General features: G+C 37.6%; 21 protein-coding genes and 2 pseudogenes. 5 read left to right on the forward strand and 18 right to left on the reverse strand.

Features of this window, described 5'->3' with window-relative positions:
- The first annotated feature begins 474 nt into the window (after positions 1-474).
- Positions 475-1103: pseudogene (locus tag RWU19_RS03700) on the forward strand (type 1 glutamine amidotransferase family protein).
- Between the two features lie 170 nt (positions 1104-1273).
- Here the strand turns inward: RWU19_RS03700 and RWU19_RS03705 are convergent.
- The 4 genes and pseudogenes from RWU19_RS03705 to RWU19_RS03720 all read right to left on the reverse strand — a co-directional run bounded on the left by RWU19_RS03705 (position 1274) and on the right by RWU19_RS03720 (position 5531).
- Positions 1274-1717: a hypothetical protein gene (locus RWU19_RS03705; protein ID WP_002400306.1), complete on the reverse strand. Its 444-nt coding sequence runs from the start codon at positions 1715-1717 to the stop codon at positions 1274-1276.
- Positions 1718-2485: pseudogene (locus tag RWU19_RS03710) on the reverse strand (MurR/RpiR family transcriptional regulator).
- 84 nt (positions 2486-2569) lie between these two features.
- Complete coding sequence (locus RWU19_RS03715) at positions 2570-3901, reverse strand: 6-phospho-alpha-glucosidase (RefSeq protein ID WP_123837858.1); 1332 nt, start codon at positions 3899-3901, stop codon at positions 2570-2572.
- Positions 3902-3944: 43 nt separating this feature from the next.
- Positions 3945-5531, reverse strand: a complete 1587-nt coding sequence (locus RWU19_RS03720) for an alpha-glucoside-specific PTS transporter subunit IIBC (RefSeq protein ID WP_123837859.1) — start codon at positions 5529-5531, stop codon at positions 3945-3947.
- 267 nt (positions 5532-5798) lie between these two features.
- Between RWU19_RS03720 and RWU19_RS03725 the strand changes: the two genes are divergently transcribed.
- Positions 5799-6512 carry a hypothetical protein gene (locus RWU19_RS03725; RefSeq protein WP_123837860.1) on the forward strand — a complete coding sequence of 238 codons (714 nt, stop codon included), beginning with the start codon at positions 5799-5801 and terminating at the stop codon, positions 6510-6512.
- Between the two features lie 42 nt (positions 6513-6554).
- On the opposite strand, the gene RWU19_RS03730 is transcribed toward RWU19_RS03725, so the two are convergent.
- The 3 genes from RWU19_RS03730 to RWU19_RS03740 all read right to left on the reverse strand — a co-directional run bounded on the left by RWU19_RS03730 (position 6555) and on the right by RWU19_RS03740 (position 9479).
- Complete coding sequence (locus RWU19_RS03730) at positions 6555-7568, reverse strand: hypothetical protein (RefSeq protein WP_123837861.1); 1014 nt, start codon at positions 7566-7568, stop codon at positions 6555-6557.
- A 381-nt stretch (positions 7569-7949) separates the two neighbouring features.
- On the reverse strand, positions 7950-8960 hold the full coding sequence (locus RWU19_RS03735) for an LD-carboxypeptidase (RefSeq protein WP_316002800.1): 1011 nt from the start codon (positions 8958-8960) through the stop codon (positions 7950-7952).
- A gap of 36 nt (positions 8961-8996) precedes the next feature.
- Positions 8997-9479, reverse strand: coding sequence for a YbaK/EbsC family protein (locus RWU19_RS03740; protein ID WP_123837863.1), 483 nt, complete (start codon positions 9477-9479; stop codon positions 8997-8999).
- Positions 9480-9628: 149 nt separating this feature from the next.
- On the opposite strand from RWU19_RS03740, the gene RWU19_RS03745 reads away from it, so the two are divergent.
- Together RWU19_RS03745 and RWU19_RS03750 are read left to right on the forward strand one after the other, a co-directional pair.
- Complete coding sequence (locus RWU19_RS03745; protein WP_002329338.1) at positions 9629-9997, forward strand: iron chaperone; 369 nt, start codon at positions 9629-9631, stop codon at positions 9995-9997.
- Positions 9998-10456: 459 nt separating this feature from the next.
- Positions 10457-10909, forward strand: coding sequence for a helix-turn-helix domain-containing protein (locus RWU19_RS03750; RefSeq protein ID WP_123837864.1), 453 nt, complete (start codon positions 10457-10459; stop codon positions 10907-10909).
- A gap of 79 nt (positions 10910-10988) precedes the next feature.
- Here the strand turns inward: RWU19_RS03750 and RWU19_RS03755 are convergent, their stop codons facing one another.
- From RWU19_RS03755 to RWU19_RS03775, 5 genes are all read right to left on the reverse strand, one after another.
- Positions 10989-11840: a GRP family sugar transporter gene (locus tag RWU19_RS03755; RefSeq protein ID WP_123837865.1), complete on the reverse strand. Its 852-nt coding sequence runs from the start codon at positions 11838-11840 to the stop codon at positions 10989-10991.
- Positions 11841-11852: 12 nt separating this feature from the next.
- A complete protein-coding gene (locus RWU19_RS03760; protein WP_123837866.1) occupies positions 11853-12638 on the reverse strand; it encodes a glucose-1-dehydrogenase in 786 nt (261 codons plus the stop codon).
- Between the two features lie 391 nt (positions 12639-13029).
- Positions 13030-13971 (reverse strand): riboflavin biosynthesis protein RibF, encoded by a 942-nt coding sequence (gene ribF / locus RWU19_RS03765; RefSeq protein ID WP_123837867.1) that lies wholly within the window; start codon positions 13969-13971, stop codon positions 13030-13032.
- Positions 13972-13974: 3 nt separating this feature from the next.
- Positions 13975-14898 (reverse strand): tRNA pseudouridine(55) synthase TruB, encoded by a 924-nt coding sequence (gene truB, locus RWU19_RS03770; protein WP_002335764.1) that lies wholly within the window; start codon positions 14896-14898, stop codon positions 13975-13977.
- Positions 14899-15266: 368 nt separating this feature from the next.
- Entirely contained in the window at positions 15267-17630 is a 2364-nt protein-coding gene (locus RWU19_RS03775) for a phosphoketolase (protein WP_123837868.1), read from the reverse strand.
- Between the two features lie 114 nt (positions 17631-17744).
- Here RWU19_RS03775 and RWU19_RS03780 point away from each other — a divergent pair, with 114 nt between their 5' ends.
- Positions 17745-17984, forward strand: a complete 240-nt coding sequence (locus tag RWU19_RS03780) for a sugar ABC transporter permease (protein WP_123837869.1) — start codon at positions 17745-17747, stop codon at positions 17982-17984.
- Positions 17985-18071: 87 nt separating this feature from the next.
- On the opposite strand, the gene rbfA is transcribed toward RWU19_RS03780, so the two are convergent.
- Genes rbfA through rimP form a run of 6 tightly spaced genes read right to left on the reverse strand, consistent with a single transcriptional unit; the run spans position 18072 to position 23053 of the window.
- On the reverse strand, positions 18072-18419 hold the full coding sequence (gene rbfA, locus RWU19_RS03785; RefSeq protein WP_002308906.1) for a 30S ribosome-binding factor RbfA: 348 nt from the start codon (positions 18417-18419) through the stop codon (positions 18072-18074).
- A 26-nt stretch (positions 18420-18445) separates the two neighbouring features.
- Positions 18446-20746, reverse strand: a complete 2301-nt coding sequence (gene infB / locus RWU19_RS03790) for a translation initiation factor IF-2 (RefSeq protein WP_002314813.1) — start codon at positions 20744-20746, stop codon at positions 18446-18448.
- Positions 20747-20758: 12 nt separating this feature from the next.
- Positions 20759-21070 carry a YlxQ-related RNA-binding protein gene (locus RWU19_RS03795; protein ID WP_002314812.1) on the reverse strand — a complete coding sequence of 104 codons (312 nt, stop codon included), beginning with the start codon at positions 21068-21070 and terminating at the stop codon, positions 20759-20761.
- Positions 21067-21360 carry an RNase P modulator RnpM gene (gene rnpM, locus RWU19_RS03800; RefSeq protein ID WP_002288501.1) on the reverse strand — a complete coding sequence of 98 codons (294 nt, stop codon included), beginning with the start codon at positions 21358-21360 and terminating at the stop codon, positions 21067-21069. The genes RWU19_RS03795 and rnpM overlap by 4 nt, the downstream gene beginning before the upstream one ends.
- Positions 21361-21381: 21 nt before the next feature.
- Positions 21382-22557, reverse strand: coding sequence for a transcription termination factor NusA (gene nusA / locus RWU19_RS03805; RefSeq protein WP_002329343.1), 1176 nt, complete (start codon positions 22555-22557; stop codon positions 21382-21384).
- Between the two features lie 22 nt (positions 22558-22579).
- Entirely contained in the window at positions 22580-23053 is a 474-nt protein-coding gene (gene rimP / locus RWU19_RS03810) for a ribosome maturation factor RimP (RefSeq protein ID WP_002308902.1), read from the reverse strand.
- Between the last annotated feature and the right edge of the window lie 84 nt (positions 23054-23137).

Here is a 23137-nt window from a genome sequence, read left to right on the forward strand (position 1 = left end):
GGTTACATGGTTATATATCTCATGCTGAGTGTTTGACACGTTTTATTGTTTCGTTTTTATAAATACTTTTTACCTTCCAGTTTTTTTTAGATTGTATTCTAATAAATAGAGAAGCTAGTCAGAGCCGCTACCTAGAAGACCATTTATTTTTTCTCTTTTGGTACTCAATTTTTCCATCAAACGAAGAAACTTTCCGAGAGTGTCTTTTTAATTCGAATAGATTCGCAGAATAGAATCAATAGTAGACTTTCTGACTCAATCTAAGATTCTTTCATAGACAGTAACGTTAAGGCAGCTGGTTCTTTGTCATCCACGTATGCAAAATGTTATAATGCTAGTAAATAAAGTTGGCTGCCTATGTACTCTGTCTAAAACTTAAGAATTGTTGTTTCCTCTGTCGCTATCCAAATTTAATGAATGTCTATATATTAAGAACTGTTGTCCTTGTCATAGATAATAAAGGAGAGCTTGAAAATGAAAACTGCGATTACGTTTCTATTAGAGGATTATGCCGATTGGGAAGGTGCTTATATTACTAGCACACTAAACCAAAATGAGGGATGGCAAAATAAAACTGCTTCTATCCAATCAGAGGTCACTTCCATTGGAGGGCTAAAAACAAACATCGATTATTTAATCGAACAAATACCTGAAAAAATTGACCTCTTTATTATGATTGGTGGTAATTCATGGGACATAGAAAACCACCATTTACATTTAATAATCGATAAATTTTTAAAAACAGGCGTACCAGTAGCTGCTATTTGTGGGGCAGTTGATTATTTAGCACAGAGCGGATTATTGCAAGGTTACAAACACACCGGAAATGCGCAATTTCCTTGGTTAGAATCGGAAAATTATCAAAATAAAGAAGATTTTATAGAACAACAAGCTGTGAAAGATCATAACTTGATTACCGCGAATGGAACAGCTCCTATAGAATTCACAGATTTGATTCTTCAAGCAGTCCATTTTGAAACAGAAGAAATAAGACAAAAAACGATTCGTCTATACAAACTTGGATACTATGATTACTATGAAAAGTACGGAGACCCTTTCTCCTAATCATTCTCTTCAATTGGATACTCTTATCAATGTTATGACAAGCAATCTAATAATGGTTGCTTGTCACGCTTTTTTATGGTATTTATCAAAGAAGATACACTCTATTTATGTTCACTATAGAAGATTCCATTAATTTACAAATTCATATATCGTGTTAAACTTTTTCTCTTATCTTTCTATTTTAAATTAAAAATGGGGAACCAACTTATTAACTCATTCGTAAAAGCAAAAATATTGCTAGCAGACTAATGGTTCCTATAAAAATTGTGCTAGATAAAACTAGTACTTTGCTGTATATAGTGGACTTCTTCCCACATTTTTTTAAACTTCTTACATAGAGAAAAGCTAAAAGAGCTCCTATTAAATTTCCTGTTATAACTTGTTGGACAACCGTAAATTGTAGGTATATTCTTAACAAGCTGGTTTCAATTGTTCTTTTTTCTAAAAAATAAAGAATACTTGCTTGAAATAACATTAAAAAAGGAAATAAGGACCCAAGAGCGATATATGGATTATGGAAAAAAGCTTCGTGTATCATTCCATTCATTCTGATCGTCATTAATATAGCATAGAAATAAAAAAGGAAAGCTGCGGCTATCCAATAACCAAGTAAAATGTGTTTCCAGAGTCCTTCTATCCTGTCTCTTCTCATCTAGCTCTCCTCTCTCAGCGTATATACACCATAAGCACGAACTAAATAATCTGCTAAGCAACTCAAGCTGATCAATGATTGAAATGGTTTATTTTCTTTTCCAAGGATAAAGCAATTACAATAATAATTTAAATGATAAGTACTATGGCGTGCGAAATAATTATCTCCAGCTGCAGTAATGGTCAAAACTGGAATTTTCTGTAATTCAAAGGCAGTCAGATTTTCTTTGACCTCATGTGTTTCACCGCTCAAAGAAACAATAATGACCATATCTTCTAATGTTATTAGTGGCATGGCCATATCAAACTCCGTCTTATTTGGCAATACCATTACTCTCTTTCCTATACCTAGCATCATTTTATAAAACTCATCAATTACTTTCTTTTGTGAAAATCCCGTTGCATAGCAATAGATCATCTTACTTCGGTCTAAGCATTGAAGGATTGGCTTTAAGTTGACAGCCTTCATATAATGAAGCGTCTGCTGGATATCTTCCAGTTGTTTTTCAAAAATGTCTTCTTATGTTCTAAGTCCATTTTCTTTATTTTTTACATGTCGTAAAAAATATTTGAACTCAGAATAACCAGAAAATCCCAATTTCTTAGTTGTTCTCATAATGGAAGATTTTGAGACATAAAGTCTCTCCGCTAAGTCAGTTATTTTCAAATTTTGTATCAAGCTAGGATCCGATAAAATAAAGTTCAAGATTCCTCGGTCTAGTTCGCTTAATTTTTCTGCATGTTGATGAATCAATTTTTCTAGTTCCATACGATTCCTCCTCTATTATTAGTATATGCAATAACATGAAACTATTTTTTAATAGAGGAGGACCACGATGTATTTGGGATACTGCTATTTCAATTCAGGCCAGTATTCTTGGTTTACACTCACCAGATCATCCAATAGATCTTTTGCAATTTTTGCGTTTGGAACAATCTTTGATAATGTCAGTGCTTGCCATAATTTCTGATAAGACCTTTCTTCCCAAGCTTCGACTACTAATTTTTCGACAGCTACTTGTTGTTCCATCAATCCCTTTTGGAAGCGTGGTATCTTTCCTTGTATCAATGGTTCTGGTCCATTGCTGCCAACTATACAGGGTATTTCTACCATCGCCGACTCATCAAAATTCTCGATAGCTCCGTTATTAGGTACGATCAGCAACATCCTTTCATGAGTGTTATAGGCAATTGCTCGTGCTAAATCAACGATATAGCTAGCATGTTCATCGATTTCCAGTATCGTATTTTCTGCTGAACCACTATTAGTGATACGATCACATTCATTAAATACTTGTTTTTCGCGTCCAATCATCACTTCATTTGCACGCGTAAACTCTGGGTTGGTGTGCGCTACTTCATCTTGCGGATAAAAGTAATATTTCAAATAAGTGTTAGGAAGAGTAGTTGGGTCAATGTCATATACTTCTTTTGCTTTCATAAATGTATGTTTCCAACTTGCATCGGTTTGTTGTGATTCTTGAGATTCCGATGGTAGAGCGTAACCAAACTGACTAACATATTCTTGAATTTTAGGCATCAAATCATTTCCTTCTGTATCTCGGATATCCGTCCACCAACCAAAATGATTCAAGCCATAGTAGCGTACGACCATTTCTTTGCGTGAAGCTAAGCCGATAGCTTGAGCCATACGCTCTTCAATTCCCACTGGCATATCACATATATTGATGATTTTTGCTTTAGGACGTAATTTTTGAGTCGCTTCTGCCACGATCGCCGCTGGATTAGAGTAATTGAGCATCCACGCATTTGGTGAATATTTTTCCATATAATCTATCAACTCTAAAACACCGCCAATTGAACGCATCCCATAAGCAATTCCGCCAGGTCCACAAGTTTCCTGACCAACTACCCCATACTTCAACGGAATTTTTTCATCTTTTTCTCGCATCGCATATAAGCCAACACGAATATGTGCCATAACAAAATCAACATCAGTGAATGCTGTTTCTGGATCAGTAGTGGCTGTAAATAAAATATCTGGTGCTCTTTCCTTCAATAAAATCTCACACGCAGAAGCAATACGTGCTTGTCTTTCCTCCAGATTGTCATAAAATTTGATTTGCCGGATAGGAAATCTATCCAGATGTTTCAAAAGCATCAAAACAATTCCAGGAGTAAATGTACTCCCTCCGCCGGCAATCGTAATTGAAAATTTTTTCATATTAACATCCCCTTTCTATTTGTCTGTTAAGACTTTTGTGAAACTATTGTTCTATTTCTAATAAACGTTCAAATTGTTCACGTACTTGTGGCACGTCCAAACCAACTATTACTTGAAAAGCATTACCGTTTCTCACTACACCGTGTGCTCCACCTTCTTTAAAAATCGTATCTTCTAAAACCAACATTTCATTTTTTACAGTTATTCTCAAGCGTGTAGCACAATTTGTGACTTTTTCAATATTGTCGGCCCCTCCAAAACCTTCTAAATAAACAGCAGCTTGATTCTCATATACATTTTCAATTTCTGTTTTTGAAGTTTTCCTCTCTTTTTTTTTGTAATCTTTTTTAGTATATAATTTAACAGCGTTGGTATTCTCTTCTCTTCCCGTAGTAGCAATATCAAATTTGAGAATCAGGTATCGGAACACAACAAAATAGATCCCTGTAAAAGCTAGCCCAATCACTAGTTGAGTAAAGATCATCCCTTTATGGTTTTGGAATAATGGAATCCAGACTTTCACGAACAAGTCAATAAATCCACCACCAATATCCCCTACCACGCCAAAACCATACATTATTGCCGCCATTGTAGCAGCCAAAAATGAATGAACAGCAAATAATGGTGGAGATATAAATAAAAACGTAAACTCTAACGGCTCAGTGATACCTGCCAAAACAGCTGTCAAAGTGGCGGGGATCAGGATCGTCAGCACTTTTTTCTTATTCTCAGATCTTGCAGTGAAGTAAAACGCTGCGGCAATACCTGGAGAAGCGAATATCTTTGAATTCCCGTGCAAAGCAAAACCGCCTTCTGGAAAAAGCTGCTTAAGTGGCTGTTCGCTGCGAGCAAACTCCTGAAGATGTGTCATCCAGTATCTCGCAATCCCTTCTTCTACTACTGCTGGACCAAATGCAAAGGGTGCATAAATAAAATGATGCAAACCGGTTGGAATCAAAATACGTTCTAAAAAAGTGTAAAGCCAGACACCAAAGATACCAGCACCTGCTAAGAAACCTTGCAATGAACTAATTGCCAACTGGATCTTGGGCCAGATAAGGCAGATCAAAAATGCAATAGGCAACATGACGAAAAAACTAATAATCACAACAAATGATGACCCTTGGTAGATCCCTAAAAAATCCGGCAGCTTTTTATCAAAGAATCGATTATGCAGATACACTACAACAGCTGAAATCAAGATTGCCCCTATAATTCCTGTATCCAATGTTTTGATACCCGCAATCATTTTCAGTCCACTCGCACCGCCCGGGTCGGCAGAAAAATCAACACCAAAAAATCCGCTATAAAAGCCTAACATAGTAGAAATGAAATAATTACAAGTAATATAGACTACAAATGCTTCCATCACTGCTCTAGCACTTGCTTTTTTAGCTAATCCGATAGGTAATCCAATAACAAACAACAACTCCATTTGATTGAATACGGTCCAAGCACCACTTTCAACCACTGACCAGATCGAATACCATGCTGTTCCTTCTGTAGCAATACTCCCCACTAACATTGGGTTTTTGAAGATGATACATAAAGCCACCATGATACCCGAAAAAGAAAAAAGCAAAACCGGTGTAAACATAGCTCCACCAAAGCGTTGAACCTTTTCCATCATAATAATAAGTCAACTCCTTCCGTGCATATCTTGTGTCGCAGATTTAGTATAAGCACAAAAGAAACCGGTTACAACAGCTATTACACTTTAAGAAACTTGATTTCAATAATAGTTCTTAGGTAGCAGATAATGGGAAATTTCCCTAAATACATAAACAAAAGACAGATTTAATCAATGTATAGAAATTTTTGTCTACGCTTCTCCTTTAACCAGAGAAATTTAGAATTATGCTATACTAGTATTAATTAAAGTGATGAGGTGTTTTATATGAAAAAGTTAGGGTTTATTTTAGCGTCGATCTCCTTATTCCTTGTAGGATGTACATCTGCTAGTAAAGAAACCAGTGAGTCATCTGCGACCGCAGTCAAAAGTTCCATCAGACAAACTAGTTCAGCTGAAAAATCAAGTACACAGAAATCAGCTTCTTCTGAATCGGATGCATCTTCAACCACCAGCAAACTTTCAGAGTCCAACCCTTCTTCTATATCTAGTGATACGGTTGACACGAGTCTTTCTTCTCACACAGCAGACACATCCTTCTCACAGTCTTCTCAGTCAGTAGATCCGTTAGCAGGATATTCTGATCTGCAAATTGAGTACGCACGCGTTTGGTTGGCTGTCAAGGGTAATACTTTTAAAGATGCATCAGGCGATTTTGAACTACATGTTATTCATTATCCGGCAGGAACACCTATCGATCCCTATGATGCAGGGAGCGTAGGTTATCCAAAAGACGTAGTTATGCTTACTGGGAAATACGGCTACCAAGGAATTCTAGTGTATTCTAGTAACCACGACGGGACAATCACTAGTTATCCAGTTCCTTCACATTGGCAAATGCCTGCAGATCAAGCCTCTGACCCAGCATTCATTAAAAAAACAACTCAAGAAATCATTGATCATGCATCTGTGGTTGTTATTCCTACAGGCAACCCAAATGACGTGAAACAGTTAATCGATGTGACAGTTATAGATAATTAAACTTTCTAATATGTTATACAAAAAGAAGCTGACAGCATTTTGTCAGCTTCTTTCACTTTCTTTTCTATAGTTTTTTTGCTGGTCTTTGATAGGCTGGTCCTTAGTGTGTCGAATGGTTGCATAGATAGTCTTTTCTGCAGAAACACTTCTAGCATTATTAGGACATTTAACGTTATTATCAAATTGTAATTGTGCATAGGTTAATTCTTGCTGTTCATTAGAATGACTTAGTGTCATTGATTTTATCTGTGAAAGATTTTTCTTTGTATCTTGTTTCTCAAATTTCTCAAAATGACTTGTTGATCCAGCAGCTTGAACAACTTGTTTTTTCTTTTCTCTTCTTACTGGAAGTGGAATTTTCTTTTTTACGCCTGTATCTTCTATTTCTTTTTTAGCGAGAGCAGGAGCAACTAATTCATCAAGTTTTTGCTTAATATAGCGGTCATTGATAAATGGTGAATTCAAATTTTTCAAAAATGTATCATAACTAGATGGTACTGCCAACTTATTTTGTAAAAGACTTAATAAAGCCTGTGTCCAAATTAATCCATTTTTATGATAGACTGCAAAGTTCTTATTATTAGCAGAAGCTTCCAAGTGCTCTTCAAATACTTTAAAATGTCTACCGAATTCTTCTATATTTTTTAAGTTTCCAAATGTTTTTGTAAACAGCTGCGGATCATATTCTTGATTGATATCAAATCTACTAAACCCTTCTAGTTTATCTTGTCCATAATCTATACGTTTCTTCTGAATATATACTTCATTAATGTAAGGTGACCGGAATTTTTCTAGAAAAGAATCAAATTCTTCACGGCTATTCAATTTTTTCTCGCAAAGCTTCAATAAAGCATCGGTCCAAGATAATCCATTTTCATGATATAAAAGATAATTTTTGTTATCAGTTGCTCTGAGTTGCTTCTCAAATATATTAAAATAATATTCAAATTCACTTGGTCTCTTCAACTTATTGAACCTTTTTGCAAACAATTTTGGATCAAATTCTTTGTAAATACTAAAACCTTCGAAGTCATTTATCAAGTTAACTACATCCATAATCTCACTCCATTATCAAAAATATATCTTACTTATATAAGGATAGCAAAACATCTATTTTTATTGCTTCACAATTAGAACTATTTTTTCTTAAATTTGTAAAAAATCATTAAATAAAAACTGTTCTCCTATCAAATCCTCAGCCACAAGTCACAATAGTCATAAACCATGAGAAGCTGTTTTTTGAAATCGCTCCTTGTGACTCGGAGCTGAACGGCAGGTTCACGTTCTCTTTCTTAAACGGTGTTCAACAGCTTACATCTGCGGTGATAAGCCGATATTCACAAAAATTTGAGAAGCCCTTTTCGGAAATTCCTTCTTATTTCTTCAAGTTGACCACTTCTGCCACAATCTTACGTGGGAAATATCCTTTATTTTTTATTAAATAAACGTTTGCAAAACAGTCGCTTTTCCATCTTCTACCGCTACTTCTGCGTAGGCACCGTTGATCAATGTTAGTTGTGGTGGTGCATGACCGCAATCAATATCATACAAGATTGGTATTTGCAATTCTTTTGAAAGATCTTCATATACATCCTTCATTCGATAATCTAGCAAATCCTCTGCTGCACTTCTGCTGAACATGATACCAGAGCTGTCCTCAAACCATCCTGCTAGTTTCATCTGAATAAGTGATCTTCTTAAATCAACGGACGATAGCTCACAGGTTTCTAGAAACCACAAGATTGGCTTTCCATCATTATACGTTCTTTTAAACGTTTGGACATCTCCATAAGGTGTACCAATTAAATGTCTGATCGTATCTATACAACCACTTAATAATCGGCCTTTTATCCTTACTACATCTCCGCTGACTGATTGCCAATTTGTTGGTTCAGTAAGATGGAAAACTGAAGCTGACGGTTGCTCATGATGCCATTCTTTTTGATATTTTTCAGAAGAATGCTGTAAGATTGATTCTCCTTTGCCTGTTTCTAGCACACTTTTCCACATCGCTGTCGTTTTATCTGAATAATTCCCTCTTAAATCAACAAGGTTGGTCCCATGTGCAGTGGCTATCCCTGTTTTTAATGTGACGGCGAGTAGCAACGTACTAATATCTGAATAACCTACTATCCATTTTGGCTGTAGCGCATCGAAATCGACAGAATCGAGGATCTCAATCAATAATTCTCCTCCCCAAGGCGGAAGAATCATTTGGATATTCTCATCTTGCATCATTTGATTGAATTCATCTGCTCGTTCTCTTGCTGGAGCTGATTTTTCTTTATCTTGCGTCCACAGCGTCTTTCCAGTAACGACATGAAAAGATTTTTCTTCCATACTCTTTAAAGCCATTCCTAGTAACAGGTGGTGTTCCTCTGGTACGCCCGATGATGGTGCAGTAATCCCTATCGTTGTACTTTTTCCTAATGACGGATATCTTATCATAATGCTTCAGCTCCTAGTACGCACTATTTTGTTTGATTAGTTGTTATTTTCATTTGCTGGCATCAAAAACATCGGTATTTCAAGTAGCTGGATGATTTTGTTTAAGTCAATCGTTTTGATGACCATCGTTTGATCTGGCCTCCCTGGTGCAAAAACAAGTTTTTCTTTTGACAATAGTTCTTCGTCAGTAATAATCGGTATCTGTTCTTCGTAACCAAATGGAGAAACAGCGCCCTGTTTTTGTCCCGTTTGTTCTTCCATCCGTTCTGATGAAACAATAGAAAGCCTTTTACCGATGATCTTTCCTAATGCTTTGAAATCCGTTTGTTTCGTAGTAAAAGTCAGATATACATAGTTATTATCTTTTTTATCTTTTAAGAATAAGCTTTTGGTCTCTGTGCCTGTAAATCCTTGCTCTTTCTTCACCACCAAAGCATCTTCATTTGTATAAATAGCTCGATGATGATACAACTCAAAATAAATATTTGCGTGTGAGAATTTCTTTGCCAAGTCAATCATTTTTATGCCTCTTTTCTATTTTGGTCTTTGAGCCATCTTATCATCAAAATATACCGGATACAATATTGCTTGTTTTCTAATTTATTTTTATACATAACCATTGTTTTTCTGGTAAAATAAATCAAACCACTTAATGGAGGCGTTTTAGAATGGAAAAATTCCGGCTGATTATTGATCAAATAAAAGAAAAAGAAAATCAACAAAAGATCAATGACCTTTTCTCTAAGATAGCGAAGACATATCCCCAGCTAGACACAACTGTAAAATGGAACCAGCCTATCTTTACTGATCATGGTACCTTTATTATTGCATTCAGTTTTGCTAAAAATCATTTTTCCATCGCACCAGAAAAAGCAGCGATTCGTGCCCTTGAAAAGACTATCCAAGAAATTGGTTACATATATACGGATAATGTCATCAAAGTTCCTTGGAAAAGTGCAATCAATTGGGAACTGATTGACCATTTGATTTCATTTAATATTGAAGACAAGAAAGATCATGATAAATTTTGGCGATAAAGCTTTATACAAACAAAACCTGTACTGGCGAAGAATCTATCCATTACCTTGTACAGGCTTTGTTCTATCCTTTTTATCCTCACTGGTTAAACACTTAATTGGCAAAGTATCTGCTGTTTTTATAAGGAGTCTTTCTTGTGCTGAAAAAAATCACTAATACGAATGACCTTGAATTTTCAACTTAGTAAAATTATTTTTCAGCAATTTTCCTGCAAATCTTTTGAATAAGGAAAAAATACGAGAAAATATCAGCAATCTTTCATAATACTATCCATTATTTTCAGGTATATTTAAATATAATATCACTTTAGAAGAGAATGAATTTCTTTAGAGAAAGAAAAGTTAGAATTTTCTGATTCGTTTTTTGCAATGACTTTAAGTGAGATCGTTCTTTCTACATCTCGTGATAAAGCAACTAACAACCAAACCAATAGAATCATTCACATAGGAGGGTGAACATTGAAAGATTTTTACTCAGTAAATGAATTAGCCGAACAATTAGGTGTTACTACACGTTCTATCAGAAATTATCTTCATGAAGGAAAACTAAAAGGAACAAAGGTCGGCGGACAATGGAAATTTTCTGAACGTAATCTTTTTGAATTTCTTTACGGAGATCAAGCAGATGAAGCAGCAAAAGACATGCAACGATTCATGCTAGATGCACCAATCACGATGCGTTTCAACCTTCAGTATCGTGATTTTACAGCGATTAATCAATTCCGAGAACAATTAGTCCAGTACCATAACGATGTTTACGCAAATAAAAAAGACCGTCTTTTACAATACGATCTTTATAAAGATAATCATGCGGAGATACTTATAGGTGGTAATTTTAATTATGTAATGAACTTTAGTCAATGGATCAATGGAAAATTATTGATGCAGACAGATATTTCACTTGTTTCTTAAACGATTAAAAGTGCTAGAATTTCCAATGGTGTTGGAAATTCTAGCACTTTTTATAAGTATTCTTTTGCTCTCTTTATCCTCAAATAAAGACCGTGACCATACTTCCTACTACAATCAGCAACAAGCCGATAATCGTTAATTTTTTTTCTTTTGGTGTCTTATTTTCATGCAGGATGTACATACCGCCTAATGTAGAGATAACTACGTTTAGCTGTGTAATGATATATGCAGTAGCAACCCCATTTTCATTCGCTGAAAAAATATAAGCCAACGCTGACACACTGAAGATGGCTCCAACTATTGTTGCTTTCCAACTCTTATCTTCAGAAAATGCAGTTGGTTTTCGGAAAATCACATAAATAACTGCCCCTAAAAAGACACCGATCATTTGCGGAAAGAAAATGGAAAGTCCGCTTGCATCAACTAGTTTGGGCAATGCACTGTAAACCCAATAACCAATACTTGTTGATGCTAATAGACTGATTCCTTTTGTGATACCGCCTTTTTTTCCAGGATCATCACTGATTGCCGTTAAAGCAGAACCAAATACAAGAAGAATGATCGCTGCTGCACCAATGATTTTCCCCATACTTCCAGACCATTCTCCAAAAGCGAAGACACCAATCAACGAGGTTCCGACTAACTGTAATGCAGTCGAGATAGGCATCGTTTTAGAAACACCAATCAAGTTGAAAGATGTATACTGTCCTGTTTGTCCAATAACCCAAAAAGCACCAGAAAATAAACTAATCAAAAATGTAGTCACTGAAATACCAGCTGGAGAAGCGAATAATTGAACGAGTAAGCCAACGAGCACCGCTCCAATACCAGTTCCTAATATCTCATTTGTTGGTCTGCCGCCAATCTTTTTCAAAATCAGTGGCTGGATCCCCCACCCAACTGCCGGGATCAATGCAATCAATAAACCCATTTTTATTCACCCTTATCCTTTTCCACCTTGGAAAGAAGGATATAAAGTCATCCCGCCATCTGCAAATAGTGTAATACCTGTAACATAACTGGATTCGTCTGAAGCCAACCATGCAGCTGCCGCTGCTATTTCTTTTGGTTCACCTACGCGTCCTAGTGGGATCATACTTTCCAAGAGTTCTTTTTGTTCAGGATCATCAAATTTTGCCGCATTAATAGGTGTACGGATAGCGCCAGGTCCTATACTATTGATTCTGATTCCCTTAGGTGCGTACTCCATTGCTACCGTTTCGGTAAATAATTTTACCCCGCCTTTTGAAGCAGCGTAATGAGCAAATGTTGGCCATGGGATTTGTTCATGAACAGAAGACATATTGATGATATTTCCTTTTTTATCATTCTCTGTAAAATAATTCAAAGCTGCTTTCGTTCCGATAAAAACGCCAGTCAAATTGACTTTTAATACTCTTTCCCAATCTTCAAGGCTAAGTTCATGGGTCGCATGCTGATTTTCCATCCCAGCATTGTTAACCCAAATGTCCAGTGTCCCAAAATTTTCTAAAGCCGTATCAAGTAAACGCTGTATTCCTTCTTCAGAACTGACATCTGCTTGTACAGAGACTGCTTTTCCGCCTGCTTCTTCGATTGCTTTAACTGCTTTTTCTGCCCCTTCTTTATCCGAATTATAGTTGACAACTACATTCATTTTTTCTTTCCCGAATCGTTGAGCAATCGCTGTTCCAATCCCTTTTGATCCGCCAGTTACTACTGCGACTTTGTTTTCTAATTCCTTATACATAGTACCCACTCCTTTTTTATACCTAAACCTGTTATTACGGATAACTTTTATTTCCGCCTTAAAGTGAGTGTACACCAATATATATAGTCTAAAGCAAATGATACGCTCTAGTAATCGTTTTCATCAATTGGTAGCATCCTTCTATTTTTATAAAGAAAGAGGTTGTGACAGAAGTGGTCAGCTTCAAGAAATAAGAAGGAATTGACGAAAATTGCTTTTCAAATTTTTGTGAAATTTCGGCTTATTTCCGAAGAAGCTACTTCTGGAACACCGTTTATTCGGAAAAAGGGCTGTGACAAGACTTTTGCCACAGCCCTTTCATGCGCTTATTTATCAACCATTTCGTTGTAATTGCTAGTTATGCATAAAGATTAGCTCTCACGGACATTATTTATTGCTGAGAAAAATATTCAGCTGTTGCTTGTTCATCCTCCTTGAGTTGTTCAATCAATTCCTCTGCACTTGAAAATTTCACTTGATCTCTTAAAAATTGATTCCAACGGACTTTGACATGCTCGCCATAGATATCTTGATTAAAGTCCAAAATATACAGCTCTACAGTCAGCTCCCGTCCTTCACCGAATGTATCGTTATGTCCAATTGAACCCATGGCTGGATACCAAGTTTCCCCAATTTTTATTTCCGATACATAAACACCTTCTTTAGGTAAATGGACTGTGCTCTTTACTTTGACATTTGCTGTAGGGAATCCTAATAATCTGCCTCGTGCATCGCCATGAACAACTACCCCTTCCACCTCGTATATGCAACCTAATAGTTTTGCCGCTTCTTTTACTTGACCGCTGTCTAGCAATCCTCGAATACGTGTAGAGCTGATTTTTTCGTCTTGTTCTTCTTCTTTAGAGACTGTGACGATTTTGAATCTTCCCTTAGCATATTCAGGAAAATGAGCGACATCTGCAATGTCTTTTGGTCCATAGGTGTAATCAAAACCGGAAACAGCATATTTCGCATGTAATCCTACGATATATTGATCAACAAACTCTTGTGGCGCTAAATGAGCAAAAGAAGAAGTAAAATCGACTTCATATAAATAATCGATACCCAAAGCTGCCATTTTTTCTTCTTTTTGCTTCAGGCTAGTCAAATACTTCACACTGCTAGGATCGATCTTCTTAAAAACAATCGATGGATGTTGATTGAAAGTCATCAATGCTAATTTCAATCCTTCTTTTTGTGCAATTTCCATACCTGTCTTTATGACTTTCTGGTGTCCGATATGCACGCCGTCGAAAAATCCCAGTACTAAAACGACATCGTCTTCTGGAATTTGTTCTGGTTGGTAAGGATGTCTGATCTTGATGATATTCATTCGTTATTCCTCATTTCTCAATACTTTACTAGGTTTTAGTTTATTTTTTTCTTTCGGGTTTGGCTGGTAGATACTTACGACTTTTTCTTTATAAAACAAGGCAATTTCCTCTGAAGGCATTTCTGGGAGCGCAAATACAGTATAATCAAGTCTCATACCGTTTTTTACTTTCTGCCATACCTCATCAGTAATATCTACTCGTTTGAACCGTTCCACTCCTTTTTCAATTGGCAGCAAATACTCATCAATCGTACCGTTTTCTACAGCTTGAGCTACTTCTTCTAATGTTAACGCTTCTTTTTGGGTCATACCGGCACTTGCTGTTCGAGTGAGATCAGACATGTGTGCAGGATAACCAAGTTTCTTGCCTGTATCCACAGCTAATGTACGGACATAGGTTCCTTTCCCACATTCTACTTCGAAACGCCAAGAAATGGTTCCTGCCACTTCGTCTCTTGTCAGTTCACTTGTTCGGATAAAACGGTAAATTTGAGCCTTTCTAACAGGCCGCTCCACTGGTTCATTATTCCGTGCATATTCATATAACCGTTTACCGTTTACTTTTACCGCTGAGTACATTGGCGGTATCTGGGTGATCTCACCAATAAATGAAGCCATCACTTCATCTATTTTTTCTTCAGATAAAGACATATCCACTGGTTTTGTTTCTACTCGTTCTCCGGATCGATCTTCCGTCGTTGTACTGAAACCTAGAGTCATCTCGCCCACATAAATTTTCCCAGAATCTGTCAAATATTCGATAACTTTTGTGGCTTTTCCGATACAAATAGGCAATACACCGTCTACATCCGGGTCAAGCGTACCCCCATGTCCGATTTTTTTCGTATGTAAGATTTTTCTTAATTTGAATACGCAATCATGACTTGTCATTCCGCGTTCTTTCCATAAAGGTAATAACCCGTCCATGTCTTTTCTCCATTTCATTTTTGATTTAACTGAATTATTATAACACATTGCATCTATTACTGACGAATTTGACATCATAATGAACGGTTTTTATTTTTCGGCAATAAAAACGTAACAAAATTCATGCTCATGTAAATAGAAACCATGTTATGCTTTTTTTAAAGGAGGGAATAGAATGGAAGATTTTTTCTTTGCACCATTTGATTGGATTTATGGGTGGCTTACAGGTAAATAGTTTGGTTTTCACTTCCCAAAAACGAAAAAAAAGACTGGCCATTCTTCCAGTCTTTTTTCCGTTTTTTTTATTTATTTTTTCAGTTTCTTGATCAATGTAAAAAAATCTGTTTTTCGGGGTCGATTTTATCACTTTATTGGTCAAGATTTTTCCATTTCCAATCCAATACTTCTGGCAGATCAATACCATTTTCACGAATATAGTTTTGATGTTCTTGTAATTTCTGATCCATTTTTTTTGCAAAATCTTCTGCTTGACTTCCTTTAATTTTTAAAGCTGCATCTTTTGCCAAATGATAACGGTCAAGTTCATTTACCACACGCATGTCAAATGGTGTCGTGATATCTCCGTTTTCTTTGTAGCCATGAATCATTAAATGATGGTTATGACGATCAAAGAAAATCGTGCGGACCAATGTTTCATAACCGTGGAAAGCAAATAAGATCGGTTTGTCTTTTGTAAAATATTGGTCAAATTCTTCATCGCTCAACCCGCGCGGATCTTGACTTGGATGACGTAATTTCAATAAATCTACGATATTGATGAACCGGATTTTTAGTTTTGGGAATTCTTCCAGCAGCAAAGTCACAGCTGCTAATGCTTCTAAGTTAGATTCCGTTCCTGCAGCAGCAATGACCAATTCAGGTTCCTCCTCTTTTGCTGTCGAAGCCCAATCAATGATTTTCAAGCCTTCATTCACTAAAACGGCTGCTTCTTCTGCTGAGTAAAATTGAGCACGCGGATGTTTGGAAGAGATAATCAAATTGATTTTTTCTGACGAGCGGAATGCTTTATCCATGACTGCGAGCAATGTATTTGCATCCGCAGGCAGATATTCACGGATGAACTCCGCCTTCTTTTCTGCCAAATGTGTCAATATTCCTGGATCTTGGTGGCTATATCCATTGTGATCTTGCTGGAAGACTGTTGAGCTTGCAATGAGATTCAGCGAAGGATAATCATTTCGCCAAGAAAGGTCATGTGATTTCCGCATCCATTTGAAGTGCTGAGTCAACATAGAGTCAACCACTCGCAAGAATGATTCGTAACTTGCAAAAAAACCATGCCGTCCAGTCAGAACGTACCCTTCTAAGAACCCTTCATCTTGGTGTTCCGATAATTGACTGTCGATGACGCGACCAGATGGCGAAAGCCATTCATCATTTTCTGGTTCGATTTTTTCCATCCATTGGCGATTTGTCGTTTTGAAAACTTGATTCAATCGATTTGATTTTGTTTCATCTGGTCCAAATATACGGAAATTTTCTGGATTTTTCTCAATGATCTCGCGAACGAATTTACCAAGTTCAGTCATATCTTCTGCTTTAACGGAGCCCGGTTGTTCAAATTGCAAAGTATATTTTTTCCAATCTGGCATAATAAGCGGTTTCGGATCGATTCCGCCATTGGTGATAGGATTTTTTGCCATTCTTTGGTCACCAGTGGGCGCGATTTCTCTGATTTCTTCTAAAATACGTCCTTGTGCATCAAATAATTTTTCTGGTTTATAGGATTTCAACCAACGGAGTAAAGCATCTGCATGATCCATATGTTCTTGATCTACAGGAATCGGTACTTGGTGTGCTCGGAAGGTTCCTTCAATTGGCTCCCCGTCCCATTCTTCTGGACCGGTCCATCCTTTTGGTGTGCGTACGATCAATACTGGCCATTTTGGCATCACGACGTCTATCGCTGTCTTCAGGCGAGCTTCTTTTTGGATGGATTTGATTTTCTCGATTGCTTGATCCATTTTTTCAGCCATAACAGGATTTAATTTTTCTGGATCATTTCCTTCAATAAAGAAAGGTTCCCAGCCAAGTCCGTTAAAGTAATTTGCTAATTCTTCATCTGATTTACGTGCCAAGATCGTTGGGTTGGCTATTTTAGCACCATTTAAATGAAGGATTGGTAAAACAGCTCCATCTATCACCGGATTGATAAAGACATTTGAGAACCAGCTTCCAGCTAAAGGACCGGTTTCTGCTTCACCATCACCAATCACGACAGCAGAGATTACTTCAGGATTGTCTAATACAGCTCCGACTCCATGTGAAAGAGAGTATCCAAGCTCTCCCCCTTCATGGATAGAACCTGGTGTTTCTGGTGCTGCATGAGAAGCAATGCCTCCAGGAAATGAAAATCGCTTGAATAATTTTTGCATTCCTGTCTCATCTTCCGTTACTTCTGGATAGATCTCTGTGTAACTTCCATCTAAATAAGCATTCGATACCATGACTTGTCCGCCGTGTCCTGGCCCTTCGATATAAAACATGTTCAAATCATATTTATTGATGACTCGGTTCAAATGGACATAAATAAAATTTTGGCCAGGAATCGTTCCCCAATGACCGATTGGATGTTTTTTGACATCTTCTGGTTTCAATGTACGTCTCAGTAAGGGATTATCTTTAAGATAAATTTGCCCGACAGAAAGATAATTGGCAGCACGCCACCAAGCCGTCATTTTATCAAAGTATTCTTTACTAGAATAATCCATACGTAACACTCCTTTTCATTATTACTCTTATTCTAGCGCAGATACTCCTAATTGAAACCTAATAAGCACTTCTGTTCATTTGCTTAGATTTTATATCTAGTCAAAAACTTCAACGTGATTTTTCTTTTAACTGGCGGCAGACCGACAAATTCAAACTTTTATGGTGCAGGTTCCACTGATCTTCTAGTTACTTGGCTATATAACCTGACTGTCACTACAATGGATTACAATCTAGCTTCCGTCATCGGTATCTTGATCTTTATCTATATGCAAAAATTTATATACTATAGAAAAAAGAAAGTCGAATTTTTTACTTTTTCTCTTTTTTGGTTAACTGACACGCCGCAAGACTAAAGTCATGGAACTCTTAAGTAATACGTCTTAATGAAAACAAAAAAATCCCGCAACCCCTGATTTCACAGGATTTGCAGGATTTTTTGATTAGTCTTTGTTCAAGTCACGAAGCAATTCATCGATATGGTTGCCATAGACAACTGATTCATCTAATTCAAAGGACAACTCAGGTGTTTTGTAAATACTTAGATTGTGCCCTAGCTCTCGACGAATCAATCCTGATGCTTTATCCAATCCTTCTTGTGCTTTTTTCTTTTCAGATGCTAAATCAGAAAGGATGCTGTAATAGATTGTTGCTTGTTGAAGATCGCCTGTTACGTGTACATCAGTGATCGTTACATCTTGCACACGAGGATCTCTTACTTTTTTACGTAGGATCGCATTGACTTCTTTTAAGATTTCTTGACCGACTCGGCGGTCACGATAGTTAGCCATAATGATTGGCCTCCTTTTATCAGTTTTTAGTCATTTTTGACTTCTTCCATGATAAATCCTTCAATTACGTCATCTACTTTGATGTCATTGAATTTTTCAATCATAGCACCGCATTCATAGCCCATTTTGACTTCTTTTACGTCATCTTTGAAACGTTTCAAACTTGCCAATTGGCCTTCGTAGATAACGATACCGTCACGGATCACACGGACACCGCTGTCTCTGCGGATATAGCCTTCTGTTACATAAGCACCAGCGATCGTGCCGACTTTGGATACTTTGAATGTTTCACGTACAATCATTTGACCAGTGATTTTTTCTTCAAATTCAGGATCTAGCATTCCTTTCATCGCTGTTTCGATTTCATCAATAGCTTTGTAAATGATACGGTGTAAACGAATGTCTACTTCTTCAGCTTCTGCTTGCGCTTTTGCTTGAGGTGTAGGACGGACGTTAAATCCAATGATGATTGCATTACTTGCTGCTGCAAGTGTTACGTCACTTTCATTGATTGCACCTACCGCTGAATGGACGATTTTCACACGTACGCCTTCAACTTCGATTTTTTTCAGCGAGGCAGCTAATGCTTCTGCTGAACCTTGAACGTCGGCTTTGATAATGACGTTAACTTCTTTCAACTCGCCTTCTTTCAAGCTTTCAAACAAGTTGTCCAAGGTTACACGGCTGCTTGCAGCACGGTTTTCCAATAATGCACGTTTTGCGCGTTCTTCACCCGCTGCACGTGCTGTCTTTTCGTCTTCGAAGACTACGAAACGGTCACCTGCTTGAGGTACATCATTCAAGCCAGTGATTTCTACTGGCGTTGCAGGTCCTGCTTCTTTATCGCGACGGCCAAGATCGTTTGTCATTACACGGACACGTCCGTAAGTATTACCGACAACGATTGGGTCACCCACATGAAGTGTTCCTTCTTGGACAAGTAAGGTTGACACAGGACCTTTACCTTTATCAAGACGTGCTTCGATCACTGTTCCGATTGCGCGTTGTGTTGGATCTGCTTTTAAATCTTCTACTTCTGCGACTAACAGGATCATTTCCAGCAATTCTTCGATGTTTTGGCCGAATTTCGCTGAGATCTCAACAAAGATCGTTTCGCCACCCCATGCTTCAGGAATTAACTCATACTCACTTAATTCTTGCATAACATGTTGAGGGTTTGCACCTGGTTTATCAATTTTGTTTACAGCGACGATAATTGGAACGCCTGCTGCTTTGGCATGGTTGATTGCTTCAACGGTTTGCGGCATGACACCGTCATCTGCAGCGACAACTAAAATCGTGATATCTGTGATACTTGCTCCACGTGCACGCATACTTGTAAAGGCCGCATGTCCTGGTGTATCCAAGAAAGTGATTGGTTTGCCATCAATATCAATCTGATAGGCACCGATATGCTGTGTGATTCCGCCGGCTTCGCCGCTTGTTACACGTGAATGGCGCAATGTATCCAATAAGGTTGTTTTCCCGTGGTCTACGTGTCCCATAATCGTTACTACTGGCGGACGTGAGACTAATTTGTCTGGATCAACTTCTTCTGACTCGAAGAATTTATCGATATCTGCAATATCAACTTGGACTTTTTCTTGTGGTTCCATACCATAGTCCGTGGCTAACAGTTCAATCGTATCTTTATCCAGTGCTTGGTTTTGATTGACCATGACGCCAAGCATAAATAATTTTTTAATGATTTCTGCTGGCTCACGATGAATTTTTTTCGCGATGTCTGCTACGTTCATGCCTTCAGTATACTCTAATACATCTGGCAATTCACGGAATTTGCGTGGTGGTACAGCTGGCTTAGTTGATTGTTGCTGTTTGCCTTTTTTACCCTTTTTATTATAACGATTACGGTTGTTATTATTAAATTTGCCGCGATTGTTATTGTTTGGTTTGTTGTTGGTACGGTTTTGATTGCCGCCTTGGCTCGTTCCTGGACGATTTTGACTGCTAGTATTCCCCGTATTATTTTGGTTTGTTGTTGGTTTTTTTCCTTGATTCACTTGACCGCTCCCTTGACCGCGATCTTGATAACTGCGGTTATTTTTATTTTTTTGTTGATTATTTGTTGCTTCTTTTTTACGTTGATCGTTCGGCTGTTGATTGGCTGGTTTTCTGCTTGCTTGTTGTGCAGCTTGTTGTTTCGTGCTTGGGTTTTTGAACGCTTGTTGCAATTTCTTCTCATCACTGCTAGTAATCGCACCCATATGGTTTTTCACATCGATGCCAAGTTGTTGTGCTTTTTCCACGACATCTTTACTAGATTTTTTGAGTTCTTTTGCTAATTCATAGATTCTTTTATTGCCCATGCAATCACCTTCCTAACCTTCAATTAGCTCCTTGGTCTTCTTCGCAAATCCGGCATCCATTATTCCGAATACCTTGCGAGGTTTTCCGATCATCTGCGTGATTTCTGCTTCAGAAAATAGCTCAAAGCAAGGAACTTCATAGTATGAACTCTTATCTTTTATCTTTTTTCTTGTATTCTCACTTGCATCTGTTGCCACAAACACCAATTTTGCTTTTTGTTTGCGGATTTCAGCAATGGTCAGTTCTTCGCCCGTGATCAGTTTTCCCGCGCGCATCGCCAGACCCATGAGATTCATGGCTTTTTGCCGATTGACTGTGTTCATTTTCCAAATAACTCTTTACGTGCTTTTTGGTGAGTGACATAGTCAAGTAGTTCTTGATAAAACTCATCTGTTAAAGTTGTTTCAAGTACTCGATCGAGAATTTTTTTATCCCAAGCTTGTTGTACTTCTTCCGGCTCAAGTGAGACATACGCTCCTCGTCCAGGCATTTTTCCAGTTGGATCGATCGATACTTCCCCTTCTTTTGAACGGGTGATTCGGACCATCTCTTTTTTAGGTTTCATTTCACCTGAAACCACGGATTTGCGTAAAGGAATTTTCCTTTGTTTCATCTCTTTGCCTCCTTACTAAAGTTAAGCTTCTGGCTTTTCTTCGACCGTTTCATTATTGAACGCAATTGTTTCATACTCATCGTCTGTCAAATCTGACTGAACGATTGCTTCGTCATGCAATTCTTCTGTTTCGTTTTGTTGTTCTTGTTTTTCATAAAATTCCGCCATATCAGATTCTGATTTGATATCGATTTTATGGTTAGTCAATTTAGCAGCTAAACGTGCGTTTTGTCCACGTTTACCGATTGCTAACGATAATTGATAGTCTGGAACGACTACTGTGCAAGCTTTAGGATTGGTTTCATCAAAAATCACATCCATGACTTGTGCAGGATTCAATGCATTTGCAATGAATACAGCTGGGTCTTCATTCCATTCAACGATATCCATGTTTTCGCCTTTTAATTCATTGACGATTGCTTGGACACGTTGTCCTTTTGGTCCAACACATGTACCGACTGCGTCGATGTTCTGATCGTTTGAACGGACAGCTACTTTTGATCGATCGCCGGCTTCACGAGCAATGCTGACGATTTCAACGATTCCATCATAAACTTCTGGGACTTCTTGCTCAAATAAGCGACGCAATAGATCCGGATGGCTGCGGCTAACAAATACTTGCGGACCTTTAGACGTATTTTCTACTCTAGAAACATAGACTTTGATACGATCGTGAGGTTGGTAAAATTCGTTTGGCATTTGATCTTGTTTAGAAAGAACTGCTTCTATTTTGCCAAGGTTGACATAAATATAACGTTTATCCTGACGTTCGACGATTCCTTGCATGATGTCTTTTTCATAAGCACTGAATTCGTTATAAATGATCGTTCTTTCTGCTTCACGTACACGCTGCAAGATAACTTGTTTAGCTGTTTGCGCAGCGATCCGCCCAAAATCTTTTGGTGTGACTTCAAAACGAATCGTATCACCGATCTCATATGCTGGATTAATCAAAAGTGCATCTTTCAATGAGACTTCCAACTGTGAATCCATCACTTCTTCCGTTACTTCTTTTACTGCATAGACATGGATCTTTCCTTTTTTCTGATCAAATTCCACTTCGACATTTTGTGCTTGGCCATAGTGGCGTTTGTATGCAGAAACCAATGCTGCTTCTAAAGCATCGATCACGATTTCTTTTGAGATCCCTTTTTCAGCTTCTAAAGCGTCTAACGCATTTAACATTTCTTTACTCATTTTTTCTGATTCCTCTCCGTGATTAAAATTGGATAGCTAAGCGAGCTTTTGCAATATTTTTTCGGTCAAAAGTCAATTCTTTTTCTCGTGTTTTTATGCGTATTTTCAATGTAAGCTGTTCAGCATCAAATGATTGAAGAAATCCTTCGTATTGTTTTTCGCCATCTACTGGTTGGTATAAGGAGACATGGACATAATCGCCAAGTGCCTTTTCATAGTCGCTTTCTTTTTTCAATGGCCGCTCTGCTCCAGGGGAGGATACCTCCAGGAAATAAGCTTGAGGAATCGGATCTGGATCTGCTGCATCAAGTTTTTCGCTCAGTTTCTCACTGACAAAGGCACATTCTTCGATATCGATTCCGCCTTCTTTGTCAATAAATACTCGTAAGAACCAGCTTTTTCCTTCTTTTACAAATTCGACTTCGACAAGTTCAAAATGTTGTTCATCTAAAATCGGTGTCACCATTTCCGTGACTGTTTCAACGACGCTACTCAAAAGTTTCGCCTCCTTAAAAATTAAGTGCGTAATTCCATTAAAAAGAGTGAGCGAAAAATCCGCTCACTCACAGTTAGTATCATT

Source organism: Enterococcus sp. 2STP (assembly GCF_032465635.1).
Lineage (GTDB): Bacteria > Bacillota > Bacilli > Lactobacillales > Enterococcaceae > Enterococcus_B > Enterococcus_B lactis.